Source organism: Natronomonas moolapensis 8.8.11 (assembly GCF_000591055.1).
Taxonomy (GTDB): Archaea; Halobacteriota; Halobacteria; order Halobacteriales; family Haloarculaceae; genus Natronomonas; species Natronomonas moolapensis.
Genome location: NC_020388.1, coordinates 1,115,638 through 1,132,344 on the forward strand (window position 1 = coordinate 1,115,638; position 16,707 = coordinate 1,132,344).

A 16,707-nucleotide genomic window follows, 5' to 3' on the forward strand; every position below is an offset into this window, starting at 1 on the left:
TCTTGTGGCCGAGTCCAAAAGTAACTGGCCTCTTTTTAATGCTCTGAGCGATTGTGGATAATGTGTACGTGCTGTGCATCCTCACATTTTGCACTGCTCTTCGTAACTATATCTCCCTCAACATTTTGACACTCGTTGGTACCGCGATAACTCGGGTGTAACTGTTTCTATGAGACGCGATTACGGCTTCGGTCGTGAACTGCTGGATACTCCTTGTGGAGCGTCTATCAGTCAAATATGGCAATTCAGGGTTGAAGAAGAGCTATAGTAGTCGGTAGAACTTTTTACTCGTGGCTTGTTGCAGTATGTAGTGAATCATCTCGACGAGATCTCCGTTGAGGAATTACAAGACGCCCTCGACAACGTGGACGAAAAGAAGCCGACACAACGGCTCTTAGCCGCAATCGCGTACAAAAACGGTGTGTCGCAAACTGAGTTAGCCGAGTGGTACGACGTTCAGCGGCGGACGATCTACAGCTGGCTCAAGCGACTCGACACCGACGAGTCGCTTGGGCAGGCCGTGTCTGATGCTAAACGAACCGGGAGAAAACGAAAGTTGTCAGAATCACAGCTAAAAGAATTTGAAGAAACTGTACACGAACCACCCGACGAGGTTGGTATTGACGCGCCGGCGTGGACGCCGGCGCTCGCGCAAAACTTTCTCGAAGAGACCTACGGCGTCGAGTATTCAGTCTCGTCTTGTCGGCGGTTGCTGAAAGAGGCTGGGTTGAGTCATCAAAAACCCCGCCGAACAGCCGCTGAAACCGATGAAGACGAGCAAGACCGGTTCCACGACGAGCTCAAAAAAAAGCGACGGGAGCTGGACGCCACGGTAGTTTGTATCGATCAAACAAAAAAAAATCCGTGCAAGTCGAGCCGCGTGCCGCGTGGTTTCCGCGCGGCACGCGGCCCTCGGTCGAACTGTCTGGTCAACGTGATTGGACGTGTCTGTTGGGTGCGATCACCGAGGACGGTGATCGCTTCTTCTCTCGGTTTACCGAGTACGTTACGGCTGAACACGCGAAACATTTCATTTTAGCATTATGCAAAGAATTTGAAGATGATTTGATTGTTGTGCTGGACGGAGCGCCGTATTTTCAGGCGTCAGCCGTCACGGACCTGGCGGCCCGTGACGACCTCACCTTCGTGACGTTACCGTCGTATTCACCGGAATTAAATCCGGTCGAAGAATGCTGGAGACAGGTACAAAAGGCACTTAGCAACCGATTCTTTGACTCTCTCGACGAGCTAACAACGGCGATTGACACCGCTCTCGACAAACTCTCTGTTCCTACTGTGAGCAATTACTTCTAGTGTCTACTATAGTGTGATAAAATAATGTTTTCAGCTGATTCATTTACGATGAGTGTTCCCTTGTTCCCCCTGCAGCTATGTATGATTCTATCTCATCCTCTATTTGTCCCGTTCCGACTGCACATATATTATACGCGATTATCACACAGATTCTGACGGACTAAAATCTGTGATAGTCGCTTGTCTGTCCATCCACATGAGGAACTCACTAACTCGATCACCGACGACTTCTCCCAGCCTGGGTGGAACTGCGTTCCCGATCAGACGGCCAACTTTGATTATCTCAACTTCTTCAAGATCGTCAGCGAAGCGGTAGTCTTCAGGAAAGGTTTGTATCATCGCACCCTCACGGAGTGACAGTGCACGATCTTGATCGGTGTCATAGTGGCCGAAGCGTCCGCTCCCGAGGTTGTAGAACTGTGTCGTGATTGTCGGAGCCGGTTCGTCAGCGACCATCCGGCCATACACTGCTTCATACGTCTGGCCGCTCGCCTTCTTGTGGCAGTCTAATCGTAGCTCCTCTGGCCAATCTTTCCAACTCCCCCCAGGATTTGAGCACCGGATCCTTTTTATGTTCGTCTCAGAAAGAGACCGTGCTGTATGTAGCGGATCTTCCTTGGACGTCTCACCGGCTTCCAGAGGATCCAGATGATCTATTCGATCTTTTACTGTCGGATAGTCTGCTGGTTCGGGATTCAGCGGTGCTCCGAGGTCTATCCGACCCTTTTTTGAAGCCAGAACGACCCATCGGCGTCTAGTCTGCGGTATGTCGTACTCCGGGCAGTAGACCCGCCGATCACTTTTGGGATTCAAATTGTAACCAAGCTGATCAAGGCCATCAATAAATTCATCGTAGACGTCGGCGTGGCGGACCTCAAAGACATTCTCCATAACGACAAAATCGGGGTCGCTCTCTCTGACGATCTCCAGAAATGCTCGGAGCATCCCGTATTTTGAGTGCTCGGAGCTATCCGACCCGTGAGTCAGTGGAGAGAACGGTTGGCACGGAGCACACCCCGCTAATAATGTCGCGTCGGCTTCCGAGTCAAAGTATTCAGTCACCATCTCTGGTTCCTCTCGCGCAAGTTCGGCAATATCCTTAAGAAGGAACTCAGCATCGTTGTTCTGTTCGTAAGGAAACTCAGAATCCGGATCAATATCAATACCTGCCTCTACGCAGATACCAGCGCGTTCTAGCCCATTAGTGAGCCCGCCAGCACCGCAGAACAGATCAATAGCAGAGATGTGCATTCAGTCGTTTATATGCTAGGAACTTCCTGGACTAAACATGTTGCTACCGGGCACGGGGTAGTGTTCAGATAAGCTGATTCCATGCGAAGGCGAATGATCGAAGCCAATTGTCGGCGGTATCTGCTTCGGCGTTGCTGAAACAGTTTGAGAAACTGGTAGTTCTACGTTTTATTTCTCGAAAGACACGTTCGACGCTATTCCGATTTCCATGTTTTTCATATTTAAAATCGAGACTGTGACGGCGGCAAGCGTCCTTCAATGAGTGCGAGCCATCGATGAGAAACACGGCGTGTTCTACGTCGTGTTTCTCGCGGAGTTCAGCAAAGAACGCGTGAGCAATTACGCTGTTTATGATTGGCTCAAGCGTTGTGTATAGCAATTCGTTTGTTTCAGGATCGACAGCCGCGTACAGCCAATATTATTCATCATTGAGCCGGATCACCGTCTCGTCAACGGCGACGTGATCCGGATTTTGACCAGACTCAGGCTGTAGATCTGCTTTCTGAACCCAATTATGCACAGTTGACCGAGCACGATTGACACCAAATAATTCAAGAATAGAAACAGTATTCGAAAGTGATAATCCAGCGAGATGGAGCTGAATACTAAGCTTCATCAGAAATCGTGGTGTCGCTTCTCGTTCAACAAACTCTAAGTCGATCTCGTCCAAATTGTCGTTGAGGCGGGCGTTTTCTGGCATAGACACTCAAAAAACGCACCGTCTCACCCTTCATCCTTATCTGAACACCGCCGGGCACGGTCACCGCGCATATTGGTTTCGGTATACGTATCATCATATCTACACTTGCCGAGACTCTCTCAAGTTTGTGTCAACAGATCTAACTGCATCAGTCGTCAGCTAGTCCAGTACTCGTTTCGGGTACTTTTGCACCGACATGCGAGAGTATTCCCCTGCCGATATGTTTTCCGAGCAATGGCGGAACGGCGTTCCCGATCAGTCGTCCCAAGTTCTTCACTCCGACCTCTTCCCATTCATCGTAGAAGTCGTAATCTTCTGGGAACGTTTGTAGCAGTGCACCCTCCAGAAGTGAGAGCGCTCTGTCCTGATCGGTGTCGTAGTGGCCGAATCGACCGCTCCCGTAGTTGTAGAACTGAGTCGTGATCGTCGGCGCTACCTTGTCGGGTTCCATCCGACTGTACGGGGCTTTATAAGAACGCCCACTGGACTTCTTGTGACAGTCTGCAAGCAGGTGGGTTAATCCATCCTCTTCCCATAGACGCCAGTCACCGCCAGGCTTCATGTTCCGGATCCGTTCAAGATTTTTTTCTGAGAGACTTCGCGCTTGATGAAGGTCATACTCTGGGTGAACCTCGCCGGCTTGGAGTGGCGGAAGATGCCCAATCGCCTCCCGGACAGTGGGATACTCCGACTCATTTTCGTAAAGCGGGTCCGGGAGAGATATCGGCCCCTCTTTTGAGGCCATCATGACCCAGCGCTTACGATTCTGTGGAATTCCGTACTCTGGACAGTAAACCTTCTTATTCTCATCGTCGTTCACATGATACCCAAGATCTTTCAGGGTCTGTACAAATTCGTCGTAAACGTCGTCTTTCCGCACTTGAGGTACATTCTCGGTGATAATGATGTCGGGTTCAACATACTCAGAAATTTTTTTGATATCTTTGAGTAGTCCCCATTTTTGGTGGTCTTGATGTGTCTTATTTTTTGACTGGCCCATTGTTGAGTACGGCTGACAAGGCGCACAGGCACCGAGAACGTCTAGATCCGAGTCCCAAGGGAACATCCTTGCAACACGCTCAGGATCCTGTGAAAGGGGGCGCACGTCGGTCTGCCTGTACTCGGCGTCAATATTCTGCTCGTATGCGTGCTTACAGTGTGGGTCCTTGTCAACTCCAACGTTCACCGAGATACCTGCTTGTTCCAGCCCATGGCTGAGGCCTCCAGAGCCACAAAAGAGGTCCACTGCGGTGATTTTCATAGTATCATTTTCTATCAGACTAATATAAGACTAGTGCACCAGATGGAGCGTGGCTTTTTATCTGAAATGGTAACCAGATGTGTATGTTGAATGATAATAAACTTACCGAGAGCTACGATGGTTCACTCACAGTCCGTCTCTTGAACAACGACGAGGAAAAAGAAGATGTCCGGTGTTCGTCATACAAAGAAGCTATCGAAGTGGTCATGGACAATCGTTACTCTACGACAGTGGCCAAAATAATCGGCAAAGACGGAGATGTCGTGTTCAACTCTGTGGACATGGATATCAACGACGGGGAGACCGAATGGAAACACGCGAAACGCCGGTTGTCGGTTAAAATAGAAGAGTACGATTGCCCGCACAATAGTGTCGCGTGCTTTGCTGATGATCTGTGCGTTCAGTGTAGGATGGACAAGATTCAGAATCAATAATAAACTGATCGCGTGTGCTGGGTTCGTTGATATATCGGTCTAATCAGGGACATTCAACATCAACGACTAATATCTGACTAATTACCGCTGTCAGAGGACGAGAGTTGCTGGATGGCTCGTACGAGGGCATAGCTAAATGCGTGGGACCGACACGTTTATCGAGGTCGCCCGATACAAAGACGATATATCTATTCTAAGATAATGATTAGAAGGCCAAACGATACAGCGAGCGACGCAGAGTGGTTCTTCTTCAACGGCGGACCTGGTGTCCCACGATATGGAGATGACCCGACGAAACACTCCGTTGACCACGACTCCGAGGCGTTTGTCCGAGAGGTGTTACAGAATGCGAACGATCAAGCGCTGGACAACGAAGATCCAGTACGAGTCACTTTTCGGTTCGTCACCTTGTCTGGTGAGGATAAAGAGACATTCCTCAACGCTTTAGACTGGGGATCTGGACTCAAGGACCGATTGAGTGCTGTCTCCAGATCCAAACACGGTCGAAGATACGACGACCTCGTAGACAAAATGGACGACCTCGAGTCCGAATTACGTCTTCTAATTGTAGAAGATCAGAATACGACAGGACTCACGGGTACTTGGGAGGAGGACTCTAACTACGCCGCTCTCGTCCGAGACGAGTTGTATAGCAGCAAACAAGATGACACTGCCGGCGGCTCTTACGGGCTTGGCAAGTCGGTCCTCTGGACGTTCTCTGGAGCCTCTACAGTGGTTTTCAACTCGTACCCGGTAGAAATGTCCGAGAGTGCAGAGGAACCGCGAGTGATAGCACGGTCGAAATTCCCGACCCACGAGCTTCCGGACGACGAAACCACCTATCAGGGTGCTGGATGGTTGTGTGAACCCGTACAGACGGAGCAGGGTGTCCGTCCCATGTCGATACGGGGCGAGGAAGCGGAACGGCTCGCCGAACCTCTCCATGTCGGACGACCAGATTCTAGTGGCACTAGTGCGATGGTCGTGGATTTTCAGGACCCCACTCAGGACGAACGACCCGATATCGAAGACCTGGCGGAAGAGTTCGTAGAGGCTTCGGTCAAGTACTTCTGGCCAGCTATCTTCCGTGACGATCTTAAGGTCACCGTTGAGACGTCCGGAGAGACGTACGAAGCGAACACGGAGGATGTCCCGTCTATCCGACCGTTCCTTGAGTGTTTCAAGTCCCGCTTCACGGAGAACAAGTTGCTTGACAGTCCTGGCGACGTCGCAGGACTTGATATCCCACTAAACATCCCTCCGCAAGCAGACGGTTCCGAGACACAAAACGGTGAAGTCCGTCTGGGCGCTCGCTTAGCCTCTCCAGCAGACGACGACACCTATCTCAATAGAGTGGCCTTATTTAGAGGTGCAGGAATGGTCGTAAAGTACTACGATCAAAGTAGAGTAGCATTCGGGGACCGGAACTTCCACGCTATACTTGCTAGCGGGGAGGCACGTACCGACTTCCCACCATCTAATTCCGATCAAGAAGTTGATCGGTTCTTACGTTACGCCGAACCCCCCGAACATGACGAGTGGGAGTCCACCGAGAATCTTCGAGAACAGTACCAGCGTGGGTTCAGAACCGCTATCGAAGACATGTTCGGGACGATGCGTGACGGCCTCCGTCATCTCATTGCTAAGAGCGACGGTGGGACAGATCTCCTCTCCGACAACGTACTGAACAGGTTCCCGATCCACGGGAACGGGGCACCTAGAGTGACAGGTAACTCTGCCCCTTCAAAAGTATTTGAAATAGAAAGTTCCTCTCGGTTTGACGGTGATCGCTGGACTTTCTCGGGTCGAATTGAACCAATCGTCAAAGAATTCGAAGGGTGGACCGCTGAGATATCACTCACAGGTATTGGCGAAGACGGCTCAAGATACGACGAAATTCCGGTCGAATCTATCTTTGTGGACGACGAGAGCGTGACGAAGGTTCGTGAGAACGGGACAGCTAGATTAGTCGCAGATGCGAGTACGGAGAATGCCTCATTCGAAGGTTACTCGCATGCGACTGATAACGAAGACATATTAAACGGGAAAGTTGGTGAGACACAGATTGAGATCAAGGCGGAGATCCAGACTACTGAGGGTGACGAATCTTGACTAAACACACGCAGCGACACAGAAGCACGACTCTCCCATTCAAATACCAGGATGCTGGACTTGATTTCGAACTGGAACAGTACTCCGTAGATGGATCAAAGCCGAAGGAATTAGATCTTAAGCCAGGCCAGACCGAGATCAACCTGACACAGACGCTCCAGTCGGCAAAAGATGAGGGGGGCGATGATTGGGGAAAGGTCACGTTGTTCGGGCGTCTAAACGTTCCCGAAGGGGCGGTGAAAGATGTCTTTCCGGAGTCAGAACGTGATGAACCGCCTGCGAAACTCTATATCACAGTGCGTTGTCACGAGACCATATACCGTGAGAAGGCGACCGTATCTGAGGAACCTACTACATCAGGTTCGTACAACGCGACAGTAAAGATACCGAAGGAGATGGTCAGAGGGACGATTGAACTTCGCCCGTATCTTGTGCGAACACAGGATAGAACCATGAACGGCCAGTACGCCGGGAAGAAGAACTTCAGACTTGCTAGTGGGACGATCTATTCTGTCGTTGTAGATCTCCCACCTGGAGAGAAGCCACCGGCGATTGATGGCGAAGAGATCAGCTTCTCACGCGCAGTACATCTTCCAGAGGGTGACAAACTCTACTATCTTGACTTTCGGAACGAGAAACGTCCGAAACTCTGGATCAACTCGGATCACCCTCGTATCACCGATATCCTTCAGAGCCGAGGTTCTGTTGGAGCCGAAGCGCGGATGCGGGACGTGATCCTAGACGAGATCAGTTACGGTGTCTGGTCCCAGCTGATTGTCCGGGCGGCCTGTGGTATTGGCGAAGACGGCGATGTTGAACAAGAGTGGCAGCAAACTGTCATTGAGACGTTTGCTCGGAATCTCTATGAGGTAGACAACGTCTCGGAAGCTGCGCGTAAACTGCGAGCGGACGTCGCCGATCCCGAGACCTTGCCCCATCTGATGGAACAGATTGATCAAGAGCTACAAGAATATATTGACCCGAGAACGCAACTCATCAACCTCATGGAAGAAGGGCTCCGGATCTGATATGGCAGAGGAAGATCAGCTATATCGACTAGTTGGAGACGGACGGCGACTCATCGGCGAAGAGTTTCTGAAGGGAGAGGCGGAAATCCCTGACGAGGCATTAGATGAGTACGTTGAACCGATGCCGAGTGGAGCGACAGGCGATCTCCAGACGCTTGACTTAAGCGTCAAGAAGATCCTAGACGAATATTCCGAAACAGACACTGCGATTGACGGAGCCCTTGCTGAAGATGTCCATCGGTGTTTAGGTATTACTCGACGGATGGCCGGCGATCCTGGTATATGGCACTGGATAGCGGTCGACCGGTATCCAGACTTCGTTCGCCATCGCTGGGAGTACCGCTCCGAGGCCGCGATGCGTGAGAAATTCCTCGGCGCTGGCTCAGACCTCTACTCTAACGCGATCCACCGGCTGTGGTGGATCGCCGAACTCACGTCCGATGGAGATGACTACACCCTAACGGAACAGGTGTTCGCGAACCAGACGATCGTCAACAAGGTTTTCGATCGATGGTTCGCACGGTATCAGCCAGCTGTTATCGCTATCTGTGATGAACTTGCTGACGAGAAATCAGGTGTCATTGACGAAGCCACACGACGATTTAATCACGCTCTGACCAACGTGCAACTTGAAGCTCTTTCCGAAGATGATGCGCGTGACCTCACGAGACGGATTATAAAAGACGTCAGATGACCGTTCAAACAAAGGTTCGGTGAATACCCCATTGGCTGGTGGCCGGTACTACTTAATATGGGTTTTGAGTTGCAAGGATGGTGGACGTGGTGCTGTATTTGATTTCACGGAGTTGATCGGAAGTGAGTATCATACGACTGTTGACGTGCCGAAACTGCTTTCAACGAAGTCCGGTCGTTTGTTGAACGTCTCTCTTGATTTGATTGACCAAGTTGATAATTCGTATATCGCTCCTCCGCATAATATTGTTGACAGAGCCGCAATCATTCAGGGCTAAGTATTTCTCACAGTTCCAAATGTTTCTACGTCGCTCTTCGGTAGACGGGCGGAACTAGCGGAATACGTTGACGCCGATACGATCCACAGAACCGTGGATCGGTGCCCCACTAATAGTTAGTGGGTGGAGAAAGCCGTAGGTCCGAGCGGCCTGCTCCAAGCAGGGTTTGGAGCAGGCCGCGGAACTTCGCCAACCACGGCTGGAGCAGTGACCAGAGACATTTTGTTTGGCTCACGTGGACGGCCTCGTCAGAGATGTATCTGCCGTCATAGACGACGTATCGGTGATCATGCTCCATGCTCGGTAGGCTGGCAATCCGTCAGTCCAAACCTCTTACAGCGGCTGAGAGGGGTTGTCGGTCTCCTTAATCACCAACGTGAGATCGTCCTCATACTCGCACCCTCTTGAGTTGACACCACGTGAAGCGCGTCGCGGCAGGCCGTGATGAGCGCCACCACATCTCCCTAACTCCCTGTCCAGCGGGTGCGTCCGCCCTCGGGCGACCCGCGCGGTTAAGCCCCTTCCACGGCGGGTCTTGGCGTTTGACCCCGACACACCTGGCTGTGTTTCATTGACCTGTGTTGCCCATTCAGCGTGTCATAGAATTGTTCACAGCGTACTGTATAGCTAACCACGCTTAAGTTTGGGACATCACCTGTCGCGGTAGCAGGGCCAACATGGGAGCGCGGGATCAGCGTACCAACAGTCAAAGTCATTTGCAAGACTCGCGCTGTCGATCTTGCACGCTTACTAGTAATAATATTGCTAATCTGATCCTTGTTTCGCTCAGTTAGTGAAGAGTCTTAGTCAATAACTACTGAGTGCGGTGATGTGTAGCTCACATCTACCACCGAACTCTCATCAAACAGGTCCAACAATATCCACTCAGACAATAGTTCGTTCTGCTAAACTAGAACGGATGCCTTTCACCCAAGGCAGCGAATGAGAACCAACGATTATCGGAATCACAGAGGTAATTTGACTTTTTTTGCGAAGTCGAAAACCACATCAAAGACGTCTACAGCGGATCCAACAGTCTCTCCTTGGAGGAGAATGCCCAACTCAAAGTTGTTTGAGAGACTCGTATCAGTCAAGTTTGCACTCCCGAGGTAACAGATGTCTCTGTCAGCTATCGCTATCTTCGCGTGCGTCGCGTAAGCTTGGCGTCCAGTCTCGTCATCTGATTCGTAGAGGTCACGAACTCTCAACAGGTGTCGATTCCCCGGATTGACTCTTTCGTGGACCGAGTTCAGTGTTGAGATGAGTTTTGAGTTCGCAGACCCCGTTTCGCGTGTTAGTATCTTCGTCGTAACTCCGCGATTTGCCAGGCTGGCAATATCGCCCACTACCGACGGATTTGGATTGAAGTACGGATTTGCGATCCGGACGACCGAATCTGCATCAAAGAACAACTTTCGTAGGTCGCTGGACAAGGGTCTAACGTCGGTCATCCCCTTGCGGTGGATTCCCGGAGGGAAGGTCGCTGTTAGTTCAACGTCCGGGGCCCTGCTAGTCTTCTCCGTCACGCCCGCTTCTTCTAAAGCCGCTCTAGCGATTCGTTGACCCTCTAAAATTCTAGCCGCAGCTTCACACTCTACGGTGAAAGAGTAGTCAGCGAAGGATACTCCACTCCTCTTCTGATCTGCGACTCCGTTCAGTACCAAACCAGTAAAGAGGGACTCCGCATCTGACTTTGAGAGTCTGTGGCGTTCGATAGATCTGTTTAGTTCTGTTCGGTTGATTTGGATAAGACGCTCTGATCGCTCGGCGAAGTAGTCCCTCAAGAGTGGCAGGATTTCCGAGTCGCTCACTCCCCGGGCGATGGTGAACTCAAGGTCGTTGTTGAACCACTCGTCGCTGGGTTCTCCATCGTCAATCATCGGTAGCTAGACATCCCAGAACGGTGTGTGGTCGTTACCTCCAACGAGTAATTCCCTGTCGAGAGCTCCGTTGTAGTACTCACACGTGAACTCGCTCACGTGTAGACATGCGTGACAGGCTGCACCCTCATCGTCGTCTAAGCAGGCTGGGTCGTAGATGCAGCGAGATGCGTGGTCTACCGCGTCGTCAATCCATGGGTGGATGCGGGTCTTGAATAGTGTGAACATCCCACCGAGTGCGAAGTGTTCCATACTCTGCGCGTACAAGACGATAGCCGGTACAGTCGGGAGGAGCAGCTCGGAGATGCTGTCGGTACCGAGGCCGCACTGTTCGCTCGCTGTACTCATCAGTGCGTGACTACTGGAGTGGATCAGCCGATAGACGACGTCGGTAATATCATGTTCGATTGGCGTGAACGGATGCTGAGTCTGTGTGTTGTCGAAGTTACTCAGGAACCAGCGCTTCAACTCGGCGTCGTCGTCGGTGTCTGGTGCCGTAGATTCGGTTAAGTAGCCGTTCTCAATGAGCCACTTGACAATCTCTGCTCTGTCAAGTTCCAAGACGATGGCTTCGGACGGGGATCGATCTCCCCATACAGTGAGAGCGTCAAGGTTGTACGGGTGATCGAAAGCACGTAGAGTGGTCTCGCTGGCGTCTGGGGAGTCACGTGTATACCCGAACACGGTGTTCAAAAGCGGGAAGTTATCAACGACCCAGGCATCCGATACGTTGATTCGGTCCAGCTTCTCTCGATATAGTTTCGCTTGCGGGTACTTTTCCACGAACTCGTCGTTGTCCACGAACTCCGATAGAGAACGAGGTGTTGGGTGCCGTTCTTCAACACTCTCTCGCATGGACCCTCCTTCGTAACCCCGAGTAGATCTCAAGAAGGTAAACAGGTCGTGTGCGACTGCAGTGTACGCGGAACCTGCGTCCTCTTCAGTACGTTCCGTGGGTAGCTTGACACGATCTCTGTTCTGGGTTACGACGGTCCCTCTGCTTGGCGAGTTACCCATCGCAATTTGCAGAGCCTGTTCTTTGTTCTTTTCAACCCACTCCTTCCCAAACTGCTCATACAGATCTTTGAGAACATCCTCTTCAGACTGTTCACTGATGGCGATCTCTTCAAGAGTAACGTCTTTTTTTTCCAAATCAACATCCCCCAAGTGGGCCGCCATCAAAATCCGAGTCCATTCTTCACCATACGGAATTTCGTCTTCTTGAACGCCTACGTGAGGGATATCGACGATTACCTCACGTTGTGGGTAAAACACGGTGCCAGCGTTGGTCGGTTGTATGGATCTGACAGTCTCGTCGCAACGGTCACAGTAAGCCGAGAGGTCACCGGTTCGCTGGTGACAGATGCCACACTCAAACGACCACGTTCGCATATCTTCCGGGACGCCCCTGTTTAGTCGAACGTCGTCGTAGCCGTGGGAATCGCATCCAGATGGCGTCAAGGTGAAGATCTCGCCACAGTCGTGAGTAGCGATGAACGAGAGCTGCTGGAGCTGTCCGCCGCACCCGCTCCGTGTACAACGACCCTTCGTATACTGGAAGCCCTTAGCAGTGTCCCGGTACTCAACGTGGTCGCACCGCTTACAGACCATCGTAGTCGGGAAGATCTCTCCGTAGACTTGCTGGGGGCGGAACACGTCTATCCGTGCGTCGTTAAGCTCGGACCACGGAGGGCTCTCCCCGTTTCGGAAGCTCGAAACCCGTCCTTGGACGTGGTTTGCTATTCGTCGCTGATCTACGTCCATCTCTTGATGGTGCCACTCGTCAACCATCATTGTAATCCCGTACCGGGCGTAGTCAAACAGGTCACCGGGTACGAAGTTCGCCAGTACCTGTGCGACACCGCGTTCCATTTCGGCGTTCTCTTGGCTCATTGTCTCTTGATCCTCCGAGTTTAGTTGTCAGTGAACATCTGAAGTACGGACGCCGAGTCGGGTGTGGGGTACACGGGAATCTGTTCGTCGATGTCTCTGAGACTCCGCATCGGCCCCCGGTGATCCTCTTCCCTGTCGAGTAGAAATCCAATCCAGTCCTTCTTTGGATTGAGCGGTTTCTTCATGGCACGAGTCCACAATTCGTCAAAGTAACTCTCCAGCTTCTCCCGGTAGAGTTGCATACCGGTCGTGTCTGCCCACTCGCGTTCGTGATCCTCGGTGACGGCGTAACAACGCAACACCATCTCTAACATCTCTTCACGGTCTATGTCGCCGTTCCGAGCCGCTTCCTGTAGTCCTCCATGAAGATAGACACGGTCGTCGTACTTTCCCTCAAGCATTTCGTCGTAGTACTGGATGATCAACCCAGCGAATATTCCAGGTAGAGTACACTCCACGGCGAATTCTGCCCACCGTTCCAACGGGGTCGCCTCAACGAGTAGGTCTTGGTACCGGTGGTAGTGATCGAAGCGAGTATAGTGGCTCCGGTCCCGTGCACGCATCGAATCAAACAGTAGGAACACGCTCCCCGTGTGACGTCGTCCAACTCGTGAGTACGCTTGGATGTACTCCGCGGTGTTCCGCGGCATACCGAAGAACGAGATGAAGTTGAATTTGTCAACATCAACCCCGTGGGATATCATTGATGTGGCGATGACGATGTCGATTGGCCGATCCGGGTCATCAGATTCAAGTCGAGCGAGAGCGTCTCTGACCACACTCATCGGTGTTTCTCCGGTCAGAGATACGGGTGTGAGTGACTCGTAGGGGTCACCGTGAGACTCCAACTGCCAATTAATCATGGTCTTGACCGACCGTTGGAGCATGTCGCTATTGCTTTTCGAAATGTTGTACGATATCTGCGTCTCGTATTGGGTCAAGAGATCTTCCAGTAGTTCCTTGCGTTCGCCGGCGTCGTCGGGCAAGTCCAGTGGGCCACTCGTCGCATCCACGGAGAGTAATGAGTCATATAGCGACTCCAGATTCGCACGGAACTCCTGAATGATCTGAGCGTACTCCTTAATAACGGTGTTTATAGCGAAGGTACGGGAGACGCTGCGAGGTACGGCACCGACCATTTCTCTGCCGAGTTGGTGTGGATCTTCGTACGCGTAGAACGACTGTTTCAGACGCGGTCCCTGTGACGGGAAGATTTTGGCGTCACGCCAGTAGAGAGCTTGAACCTGCTCCTCCGCACCGGCAATCGTCGCCGTCGCAGCTACGTATTTTGGATTCCACCCCCCATCGTTCACTTCGTCCATCCACTCTTGGAGGAACGTCTCATAGTGTGAATCAAATGCACCAAATTCCTCCCGTAAAAGGTGCAATTCGTCCTGAATAAAGAGGGATGGAGGATCAACTGGGTCAACGGACTCCAACGACTCGCTGTCGCATTGGACGTCGTCCGGATAGTTCCAGTCGTCACACAGACAACCGTCTTCACCCGTATAACCATGGTCAAGACACCTGTGTTTTACCCGACCGAACAGAGTTCGTGCCCGCCGCTGCATCCCCATGATTGCGATCTTGTCTATCGTACTCACAACGAACGTGGGAGCGTATCGATACACCTCCTCATCTGTAATATATACGGGCAACTCAGCGGTCTCTCCCCCTTGGCGTTCTACTTCCGGACACTCGGAGTTCGTACACTGGTGAACGATTCGTAGGCGTCGTTCGTCCCCGGTGACTTCCACGGAGTCTTCTCCACAGTAGGGACACTCCGAGACGATGAGCCAGTCTTCTTGCTTTTCTTCGTCGTCCCGGGCCTTTCTTGCGTTGTTCGCGCCGTTTGAGTCTCCCTCAATCACCTTGTTCGGAGTATTGTTCTTCCCGACAAAGTACCCAACACTGAATTCTTCTCCGCCGAAGTGATTGTCTTCTCTCCGGATCGTTTCTGCGCGACAGAGTACGTTCGCAATCCGCTGTAACTGCTGGAGGGAGAGTAACCGTAGAGGGAATTTCGTCCAAGCCGTTGTCCCGAAGTTCTTCCCGCGGAGACGGTCGTAGAAGGCTGTGAAGACGACGAGTCCGAGGTAAGCCTCTGTCTTCCCACCACCGGTAGGGAAGTAGATCACGTCGCCTATGTTGAGACGATCTTCCACGTCCCGACCAGGATCTGCCTGGGCGACGATGTCCGGGATGCTCATTACGATGAATATGATCTGGAACAGTCGCCACTCGGTGAACTCTTCACCCATTCGAGAGAACGTCCGGTTCAACGCTCTAAACGCTCTCTCTACGTTCTCATCTTCTCTGATCAGTTCTCGCCCTCGCTGGAAACGCTCACGCTCGGCGACGAATTCTTCAATGGCGTTTTTGAACTCTTCTACGGCTTCGTCCGACTTCCCCTCCAGAGCTTCGTCCCTCACTTCGTCGTACTGTTCCGCGGCACGTTCCATCTCGTCCCTGATAGCACCTAACACATCATCTATGTCACCGTTGGCGAGATCTTCAAAAGGTGCCGGAACAGCTTCACGGGATCGGTACTTCGGTTGCTCATGGAAGGGAACCGTGGTCGTCTCGGCGTGAGTGACTGTTTCTCCTCCACCAGAGTTCACCGCGCAGTTTTCACCAACCGCATAAATCTCTCCGTCATACTGGTACTCATCACGAATCTCCTGAGAATTAAACGGAAGGAGAGAAGCACCGTCTACATCAACTGATAGACCAGCGTCAAAGAGGTATGTCTGCCACTCGGAACCACCTTCGACCGCGTTGTTGAAGTCCTCACCGTGGGTATTCACCAATTGAACGTTGATTGCGATGGATCCCTCGTCTGGTCGGTGACTACAGGTGATTCTCACAGAGCCCTCCCAGAGAGTCGGCACCGGGTCACCTGTGAACACCCGGTTGAGGTAATCCTCAAAGGCGGATTCGTCTTCTCGTGCATCTGGCGGAACGTCTTCTTTCTCTCTGTAGGTAGCGTCTGGATCGGCTTCCCGGAACGCTCTGCCGGCGTTCTCAAACTCTCTTCGTGCTTCAGCGAACGCCTGGTCTAAACTCTTGTTTATAGTTCGTCCAGTCTCGGCGGCGTCCTTGAGGTCCGAACCGGTCAGCTCTAACGACCGAAACGATGGCTCAATCCGTTCGTAAACACCGACCAAGCTCTGAGTTCGAGCGTCTTCGGTCTCGCCTCCGTCGGCACGGACGTCGGTCTCTCGGGCTTCTTCCATTTCAATATCCTCTGCAGCGTTCGCTAACTCACCGTGTTGTACCTGCTCTTTGTACGTCGGGAACCGCCTGTAGAACACCTTTGCATCCGGCGTCACGTCTACCACTGCGTCGTCGTCAACGTTATCGTCGATACGGAATTTTATACCGAGAGTAAACGGAGCGACTCTCGTAGCGATGTTCTGAAAAATGTCGTCTTCAGCTTGTGCTTCACGGTAGGGATACTGACTAGCGACGACACCCGCGAAGAACTGTTCTTGAGGATCTATCCCGAAAACCGTTTGTTGCTCTTCCCCCCGTCCGGTGATGCGGTTCGTGAGCCTCTGGGTGATGATTTTGTTGACGGCTTGATGCCGCCGGTACGAGGGATCGTCGGAGACTTCGTACGCACTGTCTGGGGGACGGACGTACTCCGGGTCAGTTCTCGGAGGGATTGAGCTGAATCGAGGAGACACGAAGGCGGGTTTCTCTTGTGGGGATATAAATGTTCAACCGGATGGAGGTACCCCTTTGCGAGACGAATTGAACGATCCCGCAAGGAGCGTAATAGGTACAGGTCGATAAAATTATCACCTCCATACCTCGTAGTGCCCCGAAACAACGCTACCCTGGATTCAAAGAGTTTGAAT

General features: G+C 52.0%; 10 protein-coding genes and 2 pseudogenes. 5 read left to right on the forward strand and 7 right to left on the reverse strand.

Features of this window, described 5'->3' with window-relative positions:
• Positions 1 to 310: 310 nt before the first annotated feature.
• Positions 311 to 1,314, forward strand: a protein-coding gene (locus NMLP_RS14750) for an IS630 family transposase (RefSeq protein WP_152024107.1) whose coding sequence is annotated in 2 segments (ribosomal slippage) — positions 311 to 853 and positions 856 to 1,314 — 1,002 coding nt in all. Because the reading frame shifts where the segments join, the coding sequence is not laid out codon by codon here.
• A 141-nt stretch (positions 1,315 to 1,455) separates the two neighbouring features.
• On the opposite strand, the gene NMLP_RS05620 is transcribed toward NMLP_RS14750, so the two are convergent.
• The 3 genes and pseudogenes from NMLP_RS05620 to NMLP_RS05625 all read right to left on the reverse strand — a co-directional run bounded on the left by NMLP_RS05620 (position 1,456) and on the right by NMLP_RS05625 (position 4,526).
• Positions 1,456 to 2,565 (reverse strand): DNA cytosine methyltransferase, encoded by a 1,110-nt coding sequence (locus tag NMLP_RS05620; RefSeq protein WP_015409157.1) that lies wholly within the window; start codon positions 2,563 to 2,565, stop codon positions 1,456 to 1,458.
• 64 nt (positions 2,566 to 2,629) lie between these two features.
• Positions 2,630 to 3,265: pseudogene (locus NMLP_RS14255) on the reverse strand (IS6-like element ISNamo8 family transposase).
• 148 nt (positions 3,266 to 3,413) lie between these two features.
• A complete protein-coding gene (locus NMLP_RS05625) occupies positions 3,414 to 4,526 on the reverse strand; it encodes a DNA cytosine methyltransferase (protein ID WP_015409158.1) in 1,113 nt (370 codons plus the stop codon).
• Between the two features lie 83 nt (positions 4,527 to 4,609).
• On the opposite strand from NMLP_RS05625, the gene NMLP_RS05630 reads away from it, so the two are divergent.
• From NMLP_RS05630 to NMLP_RS05645, 4 genes are all read left to right on the forward strand, one after another.
• Complete coding sequence (locus tag NMLP_RS05630) at positions 4,610 to 4,960, forward strand: hypothetical protein (RefSeq protein WP_049926197.1); 351 nt, start codon at positions 4,610 to 4,612, stop codon at positions 4,958 to 4,960.
• A gap of 201 nt (positions 4,961 to 5,161) precedes the next feature.
• Positions 5,162 to 7,072, forward strand: coding sequence for a hypothetical protein (locus tag NMLP_RS05635; RefSeq protein WP_015409160.1), 1,911 nt, complete (start codon positions 5,162 to 5,164; stop codon positions 7,070 to 7,072).
• Positions 7,069 to 8,100, forward strand: coding sequence for a hypothetical protein (locus NMLP_RS05640; RefSeq protein WP_015409161.1), 1,032 nt, complete (start codon positions 7,069 to 7,071; stop codon positions 8,098 to 8,100). The genes NMLP_RS05635 and NMLP_RS05640 overlap by 4 nt, the downstream gene beginning before the upstream one ends.
• A gap of 1 nt (position 8,101) precedes the next feature.
• The gene (locus NMLP_RS05645) at positions 8,102 to 8,794 is read left to right on the forward strand and encodes a DUF6339 family protein (RefSeq protein ID WP_015409162.1); all 693 of its coding nucleotides are present in this window, start codon (positions 8,102 to 8,104) and stop codon (positions 8,792 to 8,794) included.
• 331 nt (positions 8,795 to 9,125) lie between these two features.
• Here the strand turns inward: NMLP_RS05645 and NMLP_RS15080 are convergent.
• The 4 genes and pseudogenes from NMLP_RS15080 to NMLP_RS05660 all read right to left on the reverse strand — a co-directional run.
• Positions 9,126 to 9,653, reverse strand: a pseudogene (locus NMLP_RS15080) (IS1595 family transposase); the annotation flags it as partial.
• 383 nt (positions 9,654 to 10,036) lie between these two features.
• Positions 10,037 to 10,951 carry a phospholipase D-like domain-containing protein gene (locus NMLP_RS05650; RefSeq protein ID WP_015409163.1) on the reverse strand — a complete coding sequence of 305 codons (915 nt, stop codon included), beginning with the start codon at positions 10,949 to 10,951 and terminating at the stop codon, positions 10,037 to 10,039.
• A 6-nt stretch (positions 10,952 to 10,957) separates the two neighbouring features.
• Positions 10,958 to 12,844, reverse strand: a complete 1,887-nt coding sequence (locus NMLP_RS05655; RefSeq protein WP_015409164.1) for a DUF1998 domain-containing protein — start codon at positions 12,842 to 12,844, stop codon at positions 10,958 to 10,960.
• Positions 12,845 to 12,864: 20 nt separating this feature from the next.
• The gene (locus NMLP_RS05660; protein WP_015409165.1) at positions 12,865 to 16,533 is read right to left on the reverse strand and encodes a helicase-related protein; all 3,669 of its coding nucleotides are present in this window, start codon (positions 16,531 to 16,533) and stop codon (positions 12,865 to 12,867) included.
• Between the last annotated feature and the right edge of the window lie 174 nt (positions 16,534 to 16,707).